Source organism: Akkermansia sp. BCRC 18949, from assembly GCF_045011645.1.
GTDB lineage: Bacteria > Verrucomicrobiota > Verrucomicrobiia > Verrucomicrobiales > Akkermansiaceae > Akkermansia > Akkermansia massiliensis.
The window spans coordinates 2,669,459-2,686,025 of sequence record NZ_CP123619.1; the positions used below are offsets into that span (position 1 = coordinate 2,669,459).

The following is a 16,567-nucleotide window of genomic DNA, read 5'->3' on the forward strand; positions in this document are numbered from 1 at the left end:
CCCAGTCAAGCCAACCGGGTTCAACCCGTTTCCCTCATCCATGTCCCGGATAAAAAAGTCCGGCCATTCACAGACGCCGGAAGAATAGATCGATTCGCTCCCATTCAGGAAGAACCTTTAAGCGTGAAACAGGGGTTTTCCATTCTGCAAATCAGGGGAAAACGACGCCAGCGCATTTCCGGAACGGCCTTTCCTAGGAGAGCACCGCCACCTTTCAGAGGTCTTTCCCAAGGGCATAAAAAAGCCCCGCGGCACAAGCCGCAGGGCAAAAACGGAACAGGCCGGGATTATTCTTCGCCGGAATCCTCTTCGGAATCACGGTCTTCCTCCGGAGAGGAAGCTTTTTCCTGCTGCTGGGGGGCGGCCTTCTGGGCGTGCTTGCGGCGGGATTCTTCCATCATGAAGAATTCCGCGCAGCGGAAGGCGCGGCGCGCGGCTTCACGCGCCGTCTGGTCGTCCATCAGGGCAAGCCCTTCTTCAGACACTTCCGCCAGGAACATTTTCCAGGCGCGGGAGGCCACTTTCTTGCCATCCAGCTGCTTGAAGGAAGCGGAGTCCTGCATGGGCTGGCGGTCTTCTGAGCCGTTGCCCTTTTTATTGCGGCGGCGGCGCTTGCGCTTGTTGAAGGAACCTTCAGAAGCTCCGCCCACGGTTTCCGGCTGGGCAAAGGAGTCTCCGCCATGCTGTTCATGGCGTTCCTGCTGTTCCGGGTTGCGGTTGGGGCGGAAGGATTCGCGCTTGACCTTGACCGGAGCGGCAGCCTGGGGCCTTTGGGAAGCCTCGGGAGCGGTATTTTTTTCAACGGGAGCGGCGGGAGCCGGAGTCACGGAAGGAGCCGGCGCTTCAGCGGCGGGGGCCTTCTTGTCAGCCGCCTTTTTGGCGGGTTTCACGGTTTTTGCCTTGGCCGCGGTTTTCGGGGCGGACTTGACCGTTTTGATTTTGGGCGCTTCTACGGAAGCGGCGTCAGCAGCGGGCTTCTTTTCAGCCGCGGCGGCCTTCTTGGTCGTAGAGGCCGTCTTTTTGGCAGCCGTTTTGCGGGCAGCCGTTTTTTTGGCTGCGGACGCTTCCGGAGCACCTGTTTCTAATGGTTTTTTTGCCATAAAATTTCAAGTGAAAGAAAGGATTATGAATCAATTCCGGAGATTGTCGAGATTTATCACGGAGCCTCATCCGGAAGGGCCGGCAAATCTTTCAAAAGCGCCTTGTACTTTCCCGAATCAAAGGGGCGGCCGCCCACCACCATCTCATTAATGGTGATGGCAAGGGCCTGCGCCATCAGTTCCAGGGCTTCCTGCTCTTCCAGTTTTTCCCGGCCCGTCAGGCGCTCCAGGCAGGCCTTGACATAGGCAGTGTCCGGCGCTTCCAGCTGCTCCCGCACGGCAGGCACCAGCGTTTCAATCATTTCATCCGGTATTTCCATAAGATTTTCCTTCTGCTGTTTGGATTACCCTAACGAAGTTCAGGAGAATTTTCCCCTGTCCGCCCCTGAATTGCGCTGCCAGGATGCCGGCTCCGTAAAGGTAATATTAATTTTTCAATAATTTGATTCCAATGATCAATCCTCGATTTTTGCCTTTAATTCTTCTTTCAATTCAGAGGGAATGTCATTCCAGTGCAAGTTCAGCAACGCCCCTTCCAGAGAATACAGGTAATAACATACAGGCACCGTCTTGTCAGGATAGTTACCGCATATTTTTTTAAATGCCTCAACGGAAGTCATTTTCTCAAGATCAGCCAAGGTGAACACACCGATTTCATTAAGGCATTTTTTTATAGCCGCCCCGATGTTTTTTGCCTGCCTTAAATCGCTTGTTATCTTGAATTTCATTTTCATTGCGGCTTATTTACCGTCATCTCACTTTCGATTCCCTCCCGGTTTTTTTATCGCAACATGGCTGATGTTCCGGGTTGCTGCTCCGTTCCATTTCCACAGGGATGCCTGCTGTTTTCCCTACATGGCGCCCATGCGGCTGCGGATGACGGATTGCAGCTCCGTTTCAAATTCCCTCAGGTCATCCGCCGTGGGTTCCCCGAGCGTGGCGTCCCAGTTGATGCGGCCCGTGCGGTCGATGTCCCACACGCCCTGGGCTCCGCTCCTGAACAGAATCTTGCCGGCCATCAGGGCATGGGGAGGCGTTATCTCATCCACGGTTACCTGGGTTTTACCCAGCAGAGAGGCGGGGGGAGCCGCCGCTCCGGAAAGCTCCGCCGGCTGCTCGGCCTGGGGTTCCGGTTCCGGCTGCCTGATTTGAATATCCAGGTCCTGAAGCAGGAACCTGGTATCCATGAATGTCAGCTTGATGCCCAGGTCTTCATGCAGCCTCTTCTGGATGGCGTTTAAATCCAGCCCTTCTTCCGCCCAGTCCCGGATGGACCGGACCTGCTCCGGAGATAATTGATCAGGGTTAATCATGATATGTATTTGAGTTAGAATGATGCCTTTTTGTTCGCGGCCAGCCATGCATTCCAGCACGGAATGAACGCGGGGGAGAAGTCCTGCGGGCGGCGCTCCACCCATGCCTGGATTTGTTCCGGCGTAAACCACTGCACGCTATCCACTTCCGCCGCGGGAAAACGAACTTTCCCGGAGTACCGCCCTTCATAGAGCGCGATGAATTCCCAGCCGTTGTTTTCACCTGCGTCAAAGTCCGCAATTTTCCGCAGCTCGCAGCCGGAGATGCCCAGTTCCTCCTTCAGCTCCCGCGCCGCGGCCTCCCCATAGCTTTCCCCGGCATCCAGATGCCCGGCAGCGGAGGAATCCCACTTGCCCGGCTGCCTGTCCTTCCACAGCGATCTTTTCTGGAGGAGCACAGCCCCATGCTTGTTGACCAGGAACATGTGCACGGCGCGGTGGAGAAGGTTCCCTTCATGGATTTCCCGGCGCGTGCCCTGCCCCGTCATCTGGTTGAGTTCGTCCACCACGTCAAACAATTCGTCCCCGCTCTGCGCCACGTCCTTGAGGGGGTTGGCGTCGTAAGCCCGCGCCAGCTCCACCCACTGGGCCAAATTCAGTTCCTCGGCCCTGGCGGAAGGGGAAAGTCCCAGGGAGGCGGCTACTTCCTCCCACGGAGGGGAGGCCGGAAGCTGTTTTTTCAACTGCTTGCGCCTCTGGGAGAAAGCCTTGCGCATCAGCTCGTCCATCAGCCGGTCGTCATACGGGGGCAGGTCGCGGACGGGGCGCGGCGTGAGCAGCATCACGGTGGAATCAATCCGGGGCCGGGGATGGAACGCTTCCGGGGGAATAGTTTTCAGGGCGCGGGGAATCCAGTTTTTCTGGATGCGCAGGGACAACAGCCCGAAGGCGTCGTCATCCGGAGTCGCCAGAATGCGGTCGATGAATTCCTTCTGGAGCATCACCACGGCCCGTTCCACGGCGCTGGGCCTGGACAGGAAGTTCTGGAGAATGGCGCCTCCCGCGGAATAGGGAAGGTTGCCCAGGAACTTGACGGGAGCTTCCGCAAACAATCCCCGCGGGTCCCAGGACGCGCCGTCCGCATGGTGAACCTCCACATGGGGGTCTCCGGCCCAGCGCTCTTTCTGGTATTCCGCCAGGCGGGAGTCGAATTCCACCAGAATCAATTTGCGGCAAAGAGGGGCGGCGTGCTCCGTCAGGGCTCCGGTTCCGGGCCCTACTTCCACCACGCAGTCCTGTGGCTGAATTTCAAGCTGGCCCACAATCCAGCGCGCCACATTTTCATCCGTCAGGAAGTTCTGTCCCAGGGATTTGCTGGGGCGCACTTCGTGATCTTCCAGAACATTCCTGATCTCGGACGGTTTCATAATAAGGGGATGTTCTCAAAAATGCACATCAGGAGCCAGTAAAAAGCGGGGCAGTTTCCGGCATGAAAACGGAGGGCGGCCCGCACGCCGCCAGAGGAAAGCGCCCGGACCATGCAAAGGAGCCTTGCCCCTTGCGCACCGGAACGGGAGCGTTGCCGCCCCATGCGTCCGGCATCCTGCGCATGAGCGGCGGCAGACGTATCACAAATTGACAAAAAGGGGAAAACATGTCACTTTTACAGGTGTCCAGAACAGTGACGCAGCCTGCCGCAAACCGGAAGTTTCCGCAGGTTCCGGCGCGTACGGACACCCTTGCCGGAGAAAAGGTTGAACCGGCCCAACAGCAATTTGATAAGATCATGAAAGTACTTGTAACCGGCGGCGCCGGATATATTGGTTCCCACACGGTGCGCCAGCTCGTCAAAATCGGCGCTGACGTGACTGTGCTGGACAACATGGTGTACGGCCACATCGGAGCCCTCGTGGACCCGGAGGTGAAACTGGTCAAGGGCGACCTGGGAGACGCCTCCGTCGTGTATCCCCTCCTGATGAAGGGCGGCTTTGACGCCGTGATTCACTTTGCCGCCTTCATCAACGTGGGAGAGTCCGTCCAGGACCCCCTCAAGTACTACATGAACAACATCGCCCGTCCCCTCGTCCTCCTGGGAGCCATGCAGGCCGCCGGCGTCAAGCGCTTCGTCTTCTCCTCCACCTGCGCCACGTACGGCGTCCCCACCCAGATTCCGATCCCGGAAACGGAAAAGCAGGATCCAATCAATCCTTACGGCAGCTCCAAGTACATGCTGGAAAAGGTCTGCAAGGATTGCGACCGCGCCTGGGGCCTCAAGAGCGTTTTCCTGCGCTATTTCAATGCCTCCGGCTGCAGCGAGGACGGCCTGATCGGTGAAGACCACGACCCGGAAACCCACCTCATCCCCAACATCCTGCTCACGCTGACCGGGGAAAAGGAATACATCGAAGTCTTCGGCACGGATTACGATACGCCGGACGGCACCTGCATCCGCGACTACATCCACGTCAACGACCTGGCGGACGCCCACCTGAGAGCGGTGGACTACCTGATGAAGGGCGGCTCCACGGAATGCTTCAATCTGGGAACCGGCCTGGGGCTTTCCGTCCGGGAAATCCTGGAAACGGCTGAAAAAGTCACCGGCAGGAAAATCCCCGTCCGCTACGGCCCGCGCCGCGAAGGCGACCCGCCCCGCCTGATTGCCAATCCCAAGAAGGCCAGGGAAATCCTCGGCTGGGAAGCCCGGTGCAAGGACGCCGGAGCCATCGTGGAAACAGCCTGGAAGTGGATGACCGGTCCGCGCCACGGCCACTATTGATTCCCTTTCCTGCCTTAAAGGATCATTCCCTTTCCGCCCTGCCATGCAGCCCATGGCAGGGCTTTTTTCGCAAAACGAACGGCATCCCATCAGGCTTTTTCCATGGTCAGCCTGTGCAGGGAAAACACGCGCCTGAACATGCGGGACATTCCTTCCGTATTCCCCAGCCTTCTTCATCCGCACCCGGGACAGCCCATGCTCCGGCCCGCAAACAAAACCAGGAAACGCTCCTCCCCAGCCCGGACGACTGCCATAAAACTCGTAAACCGCTCACCATAAAACACCGTTTTATTCATATCTGGTCATCATGCAGACCAGAGGAATATTAACATCTTTGCACTCGCCCCAACCGGAAAAAACGTTATATTATTCTCAGGAACCTCCCTTACTGCATGAGCCTGCACATTGAAAGTACTGAAGACGCCCTTGCGGAATTGAAGAAACAGCGTGTCAAGACGCTGACCGCCGCCATTTCCGTCTCCTTCCTCGGCGTCGCCCTCATGGGCCTTCTCCTTTATTTGGTGCATATCATCGTCGCCATTCCGGAAGATCCCCCCATGGTGGCCTACGCCACCCAGGAAGGCGACAATCCGGACATCGACACCCCGGAAGTCACCCAGACCACCCAGCGCCCCAGCAGTTCTTCCACTGCCGCGCAGGTGAAAGTGATTGCCGCCGTAGCCACGGCGGACGTCGCGGTGGTCAACCCGGACATTGAAGTGGACGTCCCCTCGGAAGAGCTTTCCATGGGCATCGACATCGGCGACGGCTTCGGGACCGGCACGGGCGACGGGGACGGAGGCGGCATTCCCGGCATCATCTCCAAGCGCTGCGACCTGAACGACCGCATGAAGCGCATCACGGAAAACGGGGGCACTCCCCAGTGCGAGGAAGCCGTGGTCAAATCCCTCAAGTGGCTCCAGAAGCAGCAGAACAAGGATGGCTCCTGGGGCGGGACTCCCCAGAATTACAAGTGCGCCATGACGGGCCTGGCCCTGCTCTCCTATCTGGCCCACTGCGAGACCCCTCTTTCGGAAGACTTCGGGGAGACCGTCCTGAAGGGCATCTCCTTCCTCGTGGACCAGGGCGTGAAGAATCCCGTCATTTCCCTGGTGCCCCAGAGAAACGAGGTCAGCTATGACCACGCCGTAGCCACCTACGCCCTGTGCGAGGCCTACACCTTCTGCAAGCAGATGGACATTCCCTCCATCGCCAACCTGGAAAAAGTCGTCATCAAGGCCGTAGACAAGATTCTGGACAACCAGAACGTCGATGGCGGCTGGGCCTACAATTACAACACGAAGGCAGGCGCCCACACGGACCTTTCCGTCACCGGCTGGAACGTGCAGGCCCTGAAGGCCGCGGAGCACGGCGGCATCCGCCCCACCAAGGGGGAAATACGCACGGCCCTGCGCAAGGCGGCCTCCTATTGCCGCAAGTGCGGCAAGCCCGACGGCCTCTTCACCTATATGCAGGAAGGCCGGGAAGACGCTACGGCCCGCCCCTCCCTGGTGGGCGTGGGCGTGCTTTCCCTGCAAATGTGCGGCAACGGCTCGGACAGCACGGCGCGCAAGGGGCTGGACTGGATGCTCAAGAATACCAACCAGCCGTTCAACTGGAAGGCCAACAACACTTCCTCCAACCTCTACCAGCATTACTACGGGGTGCAGGCGGCCATGAACCGCGGCGGCGACGTCTGGAAGGCTTACAACAGGGCCTTCCGTGACTCCACCCTCGGCGCCCAGGCCTCCGACGGGAGCTTTGCCCCGAACGGCTTCCCCGGGCCGGGGGGCCTCGTGAACACCAACGGGGGCAGCATCAACGACAAGATTTACCGCCAGTGCCTCGCCACGCTGATGCTGGAGGTGTATTACCGCTTTCTCCCCGGGACGGGAGAAGGCACCAAGAATTCCTAATCTGATTGACAGACCGGCGCGTCTGGTTTTAGTATGCTGCCAGCCTCGTAAACAGGCAGGCCAGCAGCATCTACCTGCAACCGGGCAATTCTCCCCATTTTTCAAGGATGCGGGAGCTTTTGCCGTTGCACCAACCAGACACGTCCCTCTATGAGTCTCCACATTGAAAGTACCGAAGACGCCCTTGCGGAATTGAAGAAACAGCGCGTCAAGACGCTGACCGCCGCCATTTCCGTCTCCTTCCTCGGCGTCGCCCTCATGGGCCTTCTCCTTTATTTGGTGCATATCATCGTCGCCATTCCGGAAGATCCCCCCATGGTGGCCTACGCCACCCAGGAAGGCGACAATCCGGACATCGACACCCCGGAAGTCACCCAGACCACCCAGCGCCCCAGCAGCTCCTCCACTGCCGCGCAGGTGAAAGTGATTGCCGCCGTAGCCACGGCGGACGTCGCGGTGGTCAACCCGGACATTGAAGTGGACGTCCCCTCGGAAGAGCTTTCCATGGGCATCGACATCGGCGACGGCTTCGGGACCGGCACGGGCGACGGGGACGGGGGCGGCATTCCCGGCATTCTTTCCAAGCGCTGCGACTTGAACGACCGCATGAAGCGCATCGCGGAAAACGGCGGCACCCCGCAGTGCGAGGAAGCCGTGGTCAAGTCCCTCCGCTGGCTTAAAAAACAGCAGAACGGCAACGGCTCCTGGGGTGAAGGCCAGTTCCGCGCCTCCATGACCGGCATCTCCCTGCTGGCCTACCTGGCCCACTGCGAGACCCCCCTTTCCGAGGAATTCGGGGAAAACGTCCTGAAGGGCATCTCCTTCCTGGTAGACCTGGGAATGAAAAATCCCGTCATCTCGGAACAGCCCGCCTTGAAGGAAATCTGCTATGACCACGCCGTAGCCACCTACGCCCTGTGCGAGGCCTACACCTTCTGCAAGCAGATGGACATTCCCTCCATCGCCAATCTGGAAAAAGTCGTCATCAAGGCCGTGGACAGGATCATTGACGCCCAGTGCCCCAACGGAGGCTGGGCCTACAGCTACAACAACAAGATCAATCCGGACATCGACCTTTCCGTCACCGGCTGGAACGTGCAGGCCCTGAAGGCCGCGGAGCACGGCGGCATCAAGCCCACCAAGGGGGATATCCGCTCCACGCTGCGCAAGGCCTCAAGCTACGTGCGCAAGAATGTGATGCCGGACGGCAAGTTCGCCTACAAGGAAAACGGCAACATGCCCCGCTCCTCCCTGGTAGGCGTGGGCGTGCTTTCCCTGCAAATGACGGGCAACGGTTCTGACAGCGCCGCCCGCAAGGGGCTGGACTGGATCAAGAACAACGTCAAGACCCTCCAGTGGGGCCAGGGCAGCGGCACGGAAAACGTCAAGAGCAACCTTTACATGCACTACTACTGCGTGCAGGCGGCCATGAACCGCGGCGGTGACGTCTGGACCTCCTACAACAAAGCGTTCCGGGACGCCGTGCTCAGCGGCCAGAATGCGGACGGCAGCTTCCGGAAGAACGATGTGGGTTACGTTTCCGGCATGACCGGCAAGTCTGAAAACATCTACCGCCAGTGCCTGGCTACGCTGATGCTGGAAACCTATTACCGCTTCCTGCCCGGTACGGGTGAAGGCACCAAGAATTCCTGACGAAATTCACCGGCTTTTTCGCAGCCCTCTTTCCTTCCCGGGAAAGGGGGCTTTTCATATCCCTCGCGCGGAACGGGAGGCCGCTTTTCTTCCGCCAGGGGTATTTCCAAGCCTTCTTAAGTAACATTTTAATAACAACATGCTAAATATAAGTATATTATAAATTTTAAACTTGTACCTGCGCACTCTTGGGGAGATGGTGGAATCCTAATCAAACCCCATTCCTTCCATGAGCCTGCATATTGAAAGTACAGAAGAAGCCCTTGCGGCACTGAAACAACAGCGCGTTAAAAACCTGGCCGCGGCGGTCTCCGTCTCCGCCCTCGGCGTCGCCATGACGGGCCTCCTGCTCTACCTGGCAAATATCATCACGTTCCTTCCGGAACCGCCTTCCATCATTACCTATCCGTCGGAAAACCAGGGACCGGAGGAACCCGACACACCCGAACTCGTCAGGAAAGCCACACGCCCTTCCAATTCACCTGCCGGCCAGCAGGTGAAAGTCATTGCCTCCAGCACCCCCCTGCATATTGCCGTGCCCATTCCGGATTTGGAACAGGATGCTCTCACGGAAGAGTTTTTCACGGGTATTGAAATCGGAGACGGAATCGCGTTCGACGACGGAGAAGGCCCGGGATGGGACAAACCGGATACAGACGTCCTTTCCAAGCGCTGCGACCTGAACGACCGCATGAAGCGCATCACGGAAAACGGAGGCACCCCGCAGTGCGAGGAAGCCGTGGTCAAATCCCTCAAGTGGCTCCAGAAGCAGCAGAACAGGGACGGCTCCTGGGGGGACGGCCCCCAGAATTACAAGTGCGCCATGACCGGGCTCTCCCTGCTCTCCTATCTGGCCCACTGCGAAACACCTCTTTCCGAGGACTTCGGCGATACTGTCCTGAAGGGCATCTCCTTCCTGGTGGACCAGGGAATGAAATCCCCCGTCATCTCCCTGGTGCCGCAAATGAACGAGGTCAGCTATGACCACGCCATCGCCACCTATGCCCTGTGCGAGGCCTACACCTTCTGCAAGCAAATGGACATTCCCTCCATCGCCAACCTGGAGCAAGTCGTCACCAAGGCCGTGGACCAGATTATGAAGGGGCAGAATGCTAACGGCGGCTGGGCCTACAATTACAACACCCAGCCCGGAGCCCACACGGACCTTTCCGTCACCGGCTGGAACGTGCAGGCCCTGAAGGCAGCCGAACACGGCGGCATCAAACCTTCCAGGGGAGAGATACGCGCGGCCCTGCGGAAGGCGGCCATGTACTGCCGCAAAACCGCCCTTCCGGACGGCCTCTTTTCCTACCAGGAAAACGGCCGGGAACCACGGGCCTCCCTGGTGGGCGTGGGCGTGCTTTCCCTGCAAATGTGCGGCAGCGGCTCGGACAGCACGGCACGCAGGGGGCTGGACTGGATGCTCAAGAATACCAACCAGCCGTTCAACTGGAAGGCCAACAACACTTCCTCCAATCTCTACCAGCATTACTACGGGGTGCAGGCGGCCATGAACCGCGGCGGTGACGTCTGGAAGGCTTACAACAGGGCCTTCCGTGATTCCACCCTCGGCGCCCAGGCCTCCGACGGGAGCTTTATGCCCAACGGCTTCGGAGGTCCCGGCGGAGTGGTGCAGACCAGCCAGAACCGGCATGCCAACGATAGAATTTACCGCCAGTGCCTGGCTACGCTGATGCTGGAGGTGTATTACCGCTTCCTCCCCGGCACGGGGGAAGGCGCCAGGAATTTCTGAACCGCACGGCGCTCCCTCCACACAACGGGAAGAGAGCCGCCGGAGGCAGGCCCCGCACACGGGGGATACGCCTTCTTCCGGCGGCGCGCATGTTAAATCCTGACTTGACCGCGGCGTCTTCTCTTGTTATTCATACGGTTTCCATTTTCCAACGACGTGAATAACAATTCTTCCATCCTTTTCGGCCTTTTTGACGAATTTCTTTGGATCCGGTGCTCCGGACGCGGAAGTTTCGCCAACAGCCCGACCGTCAAATCCCTGGGGGATGATTACATCGCTTCCGGAGGACGCCTGATCGTCATTGACCTGGAAACCTGCTCCGGCATTGACTCCACCTTCATGGGCACTCTTGCGGGACTGTCGCGCCGGCTGCTGCCCATCGGCGGCTCCGTCCAGATCGCCTCCCCCAGCGAACGCTGCCTGAGCGCGCTGGAAAGCCTGGGACTGGACGCCCTGCTCAGCATTGAACCGCCTACAGCCCCCTGGAGGGGGAAAGTGGACCAGATACGCGCCAGCCTGGGCTCGGAGAACGCTCCCACCGTTCATCTGGATGCCAAGGACCAGACTCTGCACGTTCTCAACTCCCATCTGACCCTGAGCGAATTGAGCGAAGAGAACGAAGAAAAATTCCGCAACGTGACCGACTGCCTGAAGGAAGAACTGGAACGGCAGAAGGATAAATAACCTTCCCCCATCCAACATGGACATGCGCTCCATGGCCTCCCTGTACGGAGACGCCCGTTCCGCAGCAATGGAGGAAGGGGAAGGCGCCGTCAGGGAACCCGACTTTTCCCTCCCTGCCGGGCTTCCGGACGAGAGAACGCTCCAGCTTCTCCTGCTGGAAGGCGCATTTGGAACCTCCTTTACGGATGACCTGGGCAGGGAGGTCCGCATTCTGGACTTCGGTGACTGGAACAAATCCGCCGGACCGGATTTTCTAAACGCCAGGATCCGCATCAACGGCGTTCCGCAGGCGGGAGACATTGAACTGGACCCCGCTCCGGAAGACTGGGAACGCCACGGGCACGGCTCCAACCCGGCATTCAGCGGCGTCATCCTGCATCTCGCCTGCGCGCCCAGCCGCAGGGAATGGTTCACCCGCAACGCCAGGCACAAGCGCATCCCCCTGGCCGTCATTCCTCCCGCTGCGCTGGCGCGGGCAAAAACGGCCCCTTCCGGCAATGCCCCGGTGCGCCACTGCCGCCACGCCGACCTGTTAACCTCCATGCCTCCGGAGCTTCTGGAAACCCTCCTTGAGTCGGCAGCGGCCTACCGGTTCCGGAACAAGCACCGCCGCCATGCGGAACGCGCCAAATACGCAGGAGAAGAGCAAACCCTTTTTGAAAGCCTGGCGGAAACGCTGGGCTACCATGCCAACAAGGACGCCATGCTGCACCTGGCTTTGCGCGCCCCCCTGCGCGCCATCCGGGAATGCCCGGAGGCCCTCCTCTTCGGCACGGCGGGATTCCTGCTCCCCGTCCTGCCGGATTCCTGCACGGCGGAAGCCGTGGCTCATCATAAAAAACTCTGGACCCAATGGTGGCCCCTGCGGGAACAGTTTGAACTGGCGCCGGAGCGCTCCTTCCCCTGGACGTTCTCCGGCAGCAGGCCGGCCAACCATCCGCAGAGGCGCGCGGGGGCGCTGGCCGTCATCGCAGCGGATTTTGCCACGTTCAAGCGTCTTTGCCATTCCGGCCCTGCGGAAGAACTGGCGGACTATCTTTCCTCCCTCAGGCACCCCTACTGGAGCACCCATGTGACGCTGCCTTCCGCACCGTCCCCCCGCCCCATGGCCCTGATGGGCCGGGACAGAATTCTGGACTTTACCGTCAACCACCTTTTCCCGGCGAAAGGAGACGAACATGCATGGCTGCATTACCTCTCCCTCCGGGCCGGACAGGCGGGAACAAAAGTGCTCTCCGTCCACCAATCCCTGCTGGGCGGCAGGCCGGACGCGAAAGCCTTTCTTGCGAAGGCGTGGCACCACCAGGCCCTGCTTCAAATTCACGAGGACCTGTGCTCCCTCCATTCCTGCACCGTCTGCTCGCTGATCGGGCGCATGGGAAAGAAATGAGCGTCTTGCGCCTCTTTCCATAAGCAGGCACGCCAATTCCTCCGGATATTCCCCGGAATGTCTCCCGCCGTCTTTCCGTTAAGAGAAAAAATCCTTTCTCCGGGCAGTACTCATTTCCGTACCTTTCCGCTCTTTTTTGAACCAAACGCCGGTTTCTTCCCGCAGTGAAGCCGGAAAAATAAAAAACTTCCAGCCCCCATAAAGAGGGAGCTGGAAGCCATGGTCATTTTCCTGCCGGAGTTGAAACCGGGTACGGAATCGCCTCCTTTTACCTGGCAGCAGCCTGCGGAGCTTCCGCACCGGGTTTCAGCGGCAGGGTTTTCATGCGGGTCATCTTTCCGTTGACGCGCACGGGCAGCACCTTGGGCTGGTCGGAATACAGCTTCACGTTGCTCACCTTGCCGTTCTTCCAGGAGAAGTCCACCGTGACGTTGCCGCGGGCTTTCAGCCCCTTCACGGAGCCTTCAGGCCACGCCTCCACAGGGGAGGGCATGATGTCCAGGCCGCCGGCATGGGATTGCACCAGCATTTCACAAATGCCGCCCACAATCCCGAAGTTGCCGTCCATCTGCATGGGCGGGTGTGTGGTCAGCATGTTCGGCAGGGTGTTGGATTTCAGAAGTCCCTGCACCATTTCATGAGCCTTGTTCCCGTCGCCCAGGCGGGCCCACAGGGCGGTGCGCCACGGCCACGTCCAGGAACGGCGGCTGTCTCCGGTCGTGCCGCGCCATTCCAGGGAGAGGCGGGCGGCTTCCGCCAGCTTGGGCGTCTTGAGCTTGCTGATCTGGTTGCCGGGGAAAACGGCAAAGAGGTGGGACGTGTGGCGGTGGTCCGTCTTGGGGATGCGGTCAATCATCCATTCCTGAAGGTTCCCTTCCTTGCCTATCTTGTTGCCGGCCAGCCTCTTCAGCTTGCCTTCCAGGCTCTTGGCCCAGGAGGCGTCCTTGCCCAGGATGCGGGCGGCCTTGATGGTGTTGGTGAAGAGTTCCGCGATGAGCTGCTGGTCGTGCATCACGCCGTCTTCACGCGGGCCGTGCTCGGGAGACCAGCCGTTGGGGGCCACCAGGGTGCCGGCCTTTACGTCAGCCAGGTCCTTCTTCTCCTCTTCGTTCGGATCCTTGCCGTTCGTCTTGAAGCCTTCGCCCCTGGCGCCCAGCTCCTTCAAATGGTCTTCCCAGAAATGGCAGATTTCCTTCATCAGGGGATAGGCCTGCTTTTCCAGATATTTCCTGTCCCCGGTGAACGCGTAATGTTCCCAGACATGCAGCGCATACCACGCCGCGCCGGGAATGTTCCACTGCCAGCCGTTGCCGCCGAAGATGTTCTGGGAGGTACGCACCGTCCAGCCGCGCACGGGCTTACCGTCCTTGGTATTGAAACCCTTGTTGGCCTGGGAGACGTCCCGGCAGCCGGGCGCCATTGCTTCCACGTAATTGATCAGCGCCTCATGGCATTCGGAAAGATTGGCGGGTTCCGCACCCCAGTACGCCATCTGCACGTTGATGTTGTTATGGTAGTCACAGGCCCAGGGCGGATTGAGATAAACATTCCAGAGCCCCTGGAGGTTGGCCGGAAGCGTGCCGGGCCGGGAGCTGGACAGGAGCAGGTAACGGCCATACTGGAACATGGTTTCTTCCAGATCGGGATCAACCGGATTCTTCTTATAGGCTTCCAGCCGCTTTGGAATGGGCAGTTTGGCTACATCCGCCTCCGTCTTGCCGAAGTTGACCTTTACCCGGTCAAACATGGACTTGTACTGGGCGATGTGCGCCTGTTTCAGGGCGGCATAATCCGCAGAGGCCGCCTTGGCCGCATAACGGTCCAGCTTTTTGGCGGGGGCCTCTCCCTTCCAGTCCTTCTTATAGTCCATCAGGTAATCCGTCTCCATGACGATGACGACCATGCAGGAATCCGCGTTCTTCACGGAAATCTTATCGTCCGCAGTGGAAAGCGTACCGCCTTTGGGACGGATCAGGACACGGCCTTCATAATTCATGCCGTTTTTCAGGGTTCCCTTCCAGGTGATGACGGGGCCCTTGGCGGAAATAGCCGATTCAAGCTGGCTGTTGATGGAAAAATCCGCGCTGAACTGGCCGGGCTTGCTGGCCTTGTACTCCAGCACCAGCACATTGGCGGGCGTGCTGGCGAACGCTTCGCGGTCATACGTCACGCCATCCGCCTTGTAATTCACCTTGTGGATGCCGTCCCGCAAATCCAGGGCGCGCGTAAAATCCTCCACGGAAACGGAGGCTGGCTGGTCCCCCTTTTTAAAGTCTACGAACAAATCGCCGAAAGGCAGGTAGTTGCCGAACTGGTTCGTCCCGGCATTGAGCCCGTAACCATACCCACCGCCGGGATTGGGGCCGCCGGACCACAGGCTGATTTCATTCAGGGCGAACCGCTCGCGGTTGGGCGCGCTGAAAATCATGGCCCCCACGCGGCCGTTGCCGATGGGATACCCTTCCGCTTCCCAAACGGCGGAAGGCTTCTTGTATTTGCCGAAATTACCGTCGGGGTTCTTGTCCTCCTGCGGATAAACAACTACGGCCGGTTCATCAGACCAGATCAGGTTGGAGGCGGAAGGCTTGTCCAGGGCCCCCCAACCCAGAGAAACGGAGCTCACCGCAACGGCAGATAGAAATAGAGATTGGAGATGCATGCTTTAATAAGGATGTCATATATTTACTGCCGCCGCAATCTCTATCTTTCAGCCTTTTCAACTTACCCTCACGGCATGACGCACCCCTTTCCGCCGTTCTTCCTCCTGACCCGGCGCCTGTTCCGCAAATGGTAGCGCGGACAGTAAATTTCCTTGTCTTTGAGGGGCGCGCGCCTACCGTAGGCAAGCATGTTTAAACGACTTCTCTCCGCATTTTTTTCCTTCGCCCTTCTCGGGACGGCTTCCGGAATATCTTCTGCCGAGGTCACCGTTCCGGACGTTCTGAAAGACCGGATTGCCCTGAAAAAAACGGCCCAGCAGCTCAACGTCGTTTACTTTCTGGGCAGTGACACGGAACCCGTTCCGGATTACGAACGGCGCCTCAGCGAACTGCTGCTTTACCTCCAGCAGTTTTACGGCAGGGAAATGCAGCGGCACGGCTACGGCGCGCGCTCCTTCGGCCTGGACATCAAATCCCCCGGCCGCGTGAACATCATTGAATACAAGGCCAAGAACCCGGCGGCGCACTATCCGTATGAAAACGGCGGCGGCTGGAAGGCCGCGCAGGAGCTTGAAGAATTTTTCAAGGCCAATCCGGACAGGAAAAAAAGCCAGCACACCCTGGTCATCATGCCTACCTGGAACGATGAAAAGAACGGCCCCGACAATCCCGGCGGCGTTCCCTTCTACGGCATGGGCCGCAATTGCTTTGCCCTGGATTATCCGGCCTTTGACATCAAGCACCTGGGCCAGAAAACCAGGGAAGGGCAGCTGCTGACCAAATGGTACGGCGGCCTGGCCCACGAGTTGGGCCACGGCCTCAACCTGCCCCATAATCACCAGACCGCCTCGGACGGCAAAAAGTACGGCACGGCCCTGATGGGCGCGGGAAACTACACGTTCGGCACCAGTCCCACCTTCCTGACCCCCGCCAGCTGCGCCCTGCTGGACGCCTGTGAAGTGTTCTCCGTCACTCCGGCACAGAAATTCTATGAAGGCAGGCCGGAAGTGGAAATCAAGGACACGGCCATTTCCTTCAAGGGAGACCAGATTCTCATCTCCGGAAGCTACAAGAGCCCCCAGACCGTCAAGGCGCTGAACGTCTACGTCCAGGACCCGCCCTATGCGGTCAACCAGGACTATGACGCCGTTTCCTTCTCCCAGCGCCTGGGGAAAAAGAGCGGCAAGTTTTCCATGAAGATTGACAAGAAGGAACTGGACGGGCTGACCAACAACGAATTCCGCATTTCCCTCATGTTCATCCTCGCCAACGGGCTGCACATGCAGAAGCATTTCACGTTCCACTGGGACGCCCTCCAGGATTACAGGGACGAACCCAAATCCTGAACCGGTTCCCCTCCCTTGGCGGATTGCCGCGGAGAC

Annotated in this window: 13 protein-coding genes; 7 read left to right on the forward strand and 6 right to left on the reverse strand. The window is 59.1% G+C overall.

Annotation, left to right across the window (positions count from 1 at the left end; genetic code table 11):
* Window positions 1-287: 287 nt before the first annotated feature.
* From P8A25_RS11230 to rsmA, 5 genes are all read right to left on the reverse strand, one after another.
* Window positions 288-1,100 (reverse strand): hypothetical protein, encoded by an 813-nt coding sequence (locus P8A25_RS11230; RefSeq protein ID WP_146019179.1) that lies wholly within the window; start codon window positions 1,098-1,100, stop codon window positions 288-290.
* A 56-nt stretch (window positions 1,101-1,156) separates the two neighbouring features.
* Window positions 1,157-1,420 (reverse strand): hypothetical protein, encoded by a 264-nt coding sequence (locus P8A25_RS11235; protein WP_022398161.1) that lies wholly within the window; start codon window positions 1,418-1,420, stop codon window positions 1,157-1,159.
* Between the two features lie 135 nt (window positions 1,421-1,555).
* Window positions 1,556-1,834: a TfoX/Sxy family protein gene (locus tag P8A25_RS11240; RefSeq protein WP_208050637.1), complete on the reverse strand. Its 279-nt coding sequence runs from the start codon at window positions 1,832-1,834 to the stop codon at window positions 1,556-1,558.
* Between the two features lie 117 nt (window positions 1,835-1,951).
* Window positions 1,952-2,413, reverse strand: a complete 462-nt coding sequence (locus tag P8A25_RS11245) for a hypothetical protein (RefSeq protein WP_102728674.1) — start codon at window positions 2,411-2,413, stop codon at window positions 1,952-1,954.
* 14 nt (window positions 2,414-2,427) lie between these two features.
* Window positions 2,428-3,780 (reverse strand): 16S rRNA (adenine(1518)-N(6)/adenine(1519)-N(6))-dimethyltransferase RsmA, encoded by a 1,353-nt coding sequence (rsmA, locus tag P8A25_RS11250; protein ID WP_022398163.1) that lies wholly within the window; start codon window positions 3,778-3,780, stop codon window positions 2,428-2,430.
* 359 nt (window positions 3,781-4,139) lie between these two features.
* Between rsmA and galE the strand changes: the two genes are divergently transcribed.
* The 6 genes from galE to P8A25_RS11280 all read left to right on the forward strand — a co-directional run bounded on the left by galE (window position 4,140) and on the right by P8A25_RS11280 (window position 12,525).
* Entirely contained in the window at window positions 4,140-5,129 is a 990-nt protein-coding gene (gene galE, locus P8A25_RS11255) for a UDP-glucose 4-epimerase GalE (RefSeq protein ID WP_102721324.1), read from the forward strand.
* Between the two features lie 392 nt (window positions 5,130-5,521).
* Entirely contained in the window at window positions 5,522-7,045 is a 1,524-nt protein-coding gene (locus P8A25_RS11260) for a prenyltransferase/squalene oxidase repeat-containing protein (protein ID WP_102730277.1), read from the forward strand.
* A 150-nt stretch (window positions 7,046-7,195) separates the two neighbouring features.
* The gene (locus P8A25_RS11265; protein ID WP_102726523.1) at window positions 7,196-8,698 is read left to right on the forward strand and encodes a prenyltransferase/squalene oxidase repeat-containing protein; all 1,503 of its coding nucleotides are present in this window, start codon (window positions 7,196-7,198) and stop codon (window positions 8,696-8,698) included.
* A gap of 229 nt (window positions 8,699-8,927) precedes the next feature.
* Window positions 8,928-10,451, forward strand: a complete 1,524-nt coding sequence (locus tag P8A25_RS11270; protein WP_215442337.1) for a prenyltransferase/squalene oxidase repeat-containing protein — start codon at window positions 8,928-8,930, stop codon at window positions 10,449-10,451.
* 156 nt (window positions 10,452-10,607) lie between these two features.
* The gene (locus P8A25_RS11275) at window positions 10,608-11,135 is read left to right on the forward strand and encodes an STAS domain-containing protein (protein WP_022398168.1); all 528 of its coding nucleotides are present in this window, start codon (window positions 10,608-10,610) and stop codon (window positions 11,133-11,135) included.
* A gap of 16 nt (window positions 11,136-11,151) precedes the next feature.
* Window positions 11,152-12,525, forward strand: a complete 1,374-nt coding sequence (locus P8A25_RS11280; RefSeq protein ID WP_102728672.1) for a DUF2851 family protein — start codon at window positions 11,152-11,154, stop codon at window positions 12,523-12,525.
* Window positions 12,526-12,793: 268 nt separating this feature from the next.
* On the opposite strand, the gene P8A25_RS11285 is transcribed toward P8A25_RS11280, so the two are convergent.
* The gene (locus P8A25_RS11285) at window positions 12,794-15,148 is read right to left on the reverse strand and encodes a glycosyl hydrolase family 95 catalytic domain-containing protein (protein WP_404838700.1); all 2,355 of its coding nucleotides are present in this window, start codon (window positions 15,146-15,148) and stop codon (window positions 12,794-12,796) included.
* Window positions 15,149-15,373: 225 nt separating this feature from the next.
* On the opposite strand from P8A25_RS11285, the gene P8A25_RS11290 reads away from it, so the two are divergent.
* Window positions 15,374-16,531 carry a hypothetical protein gene (locus P8A25_RS11290; RefSeq protein WP_215442339.1) on the forward strand — a complete coding sequence of 386 codons (1,158 nt, stop codon included), beginning with the start codon at window positions 15,374-15,376 and terminating at the stop codon, window positions 16,529-16,531.
* Window positions 16,532-16,567: the final 36 nt, after the last annotated feature.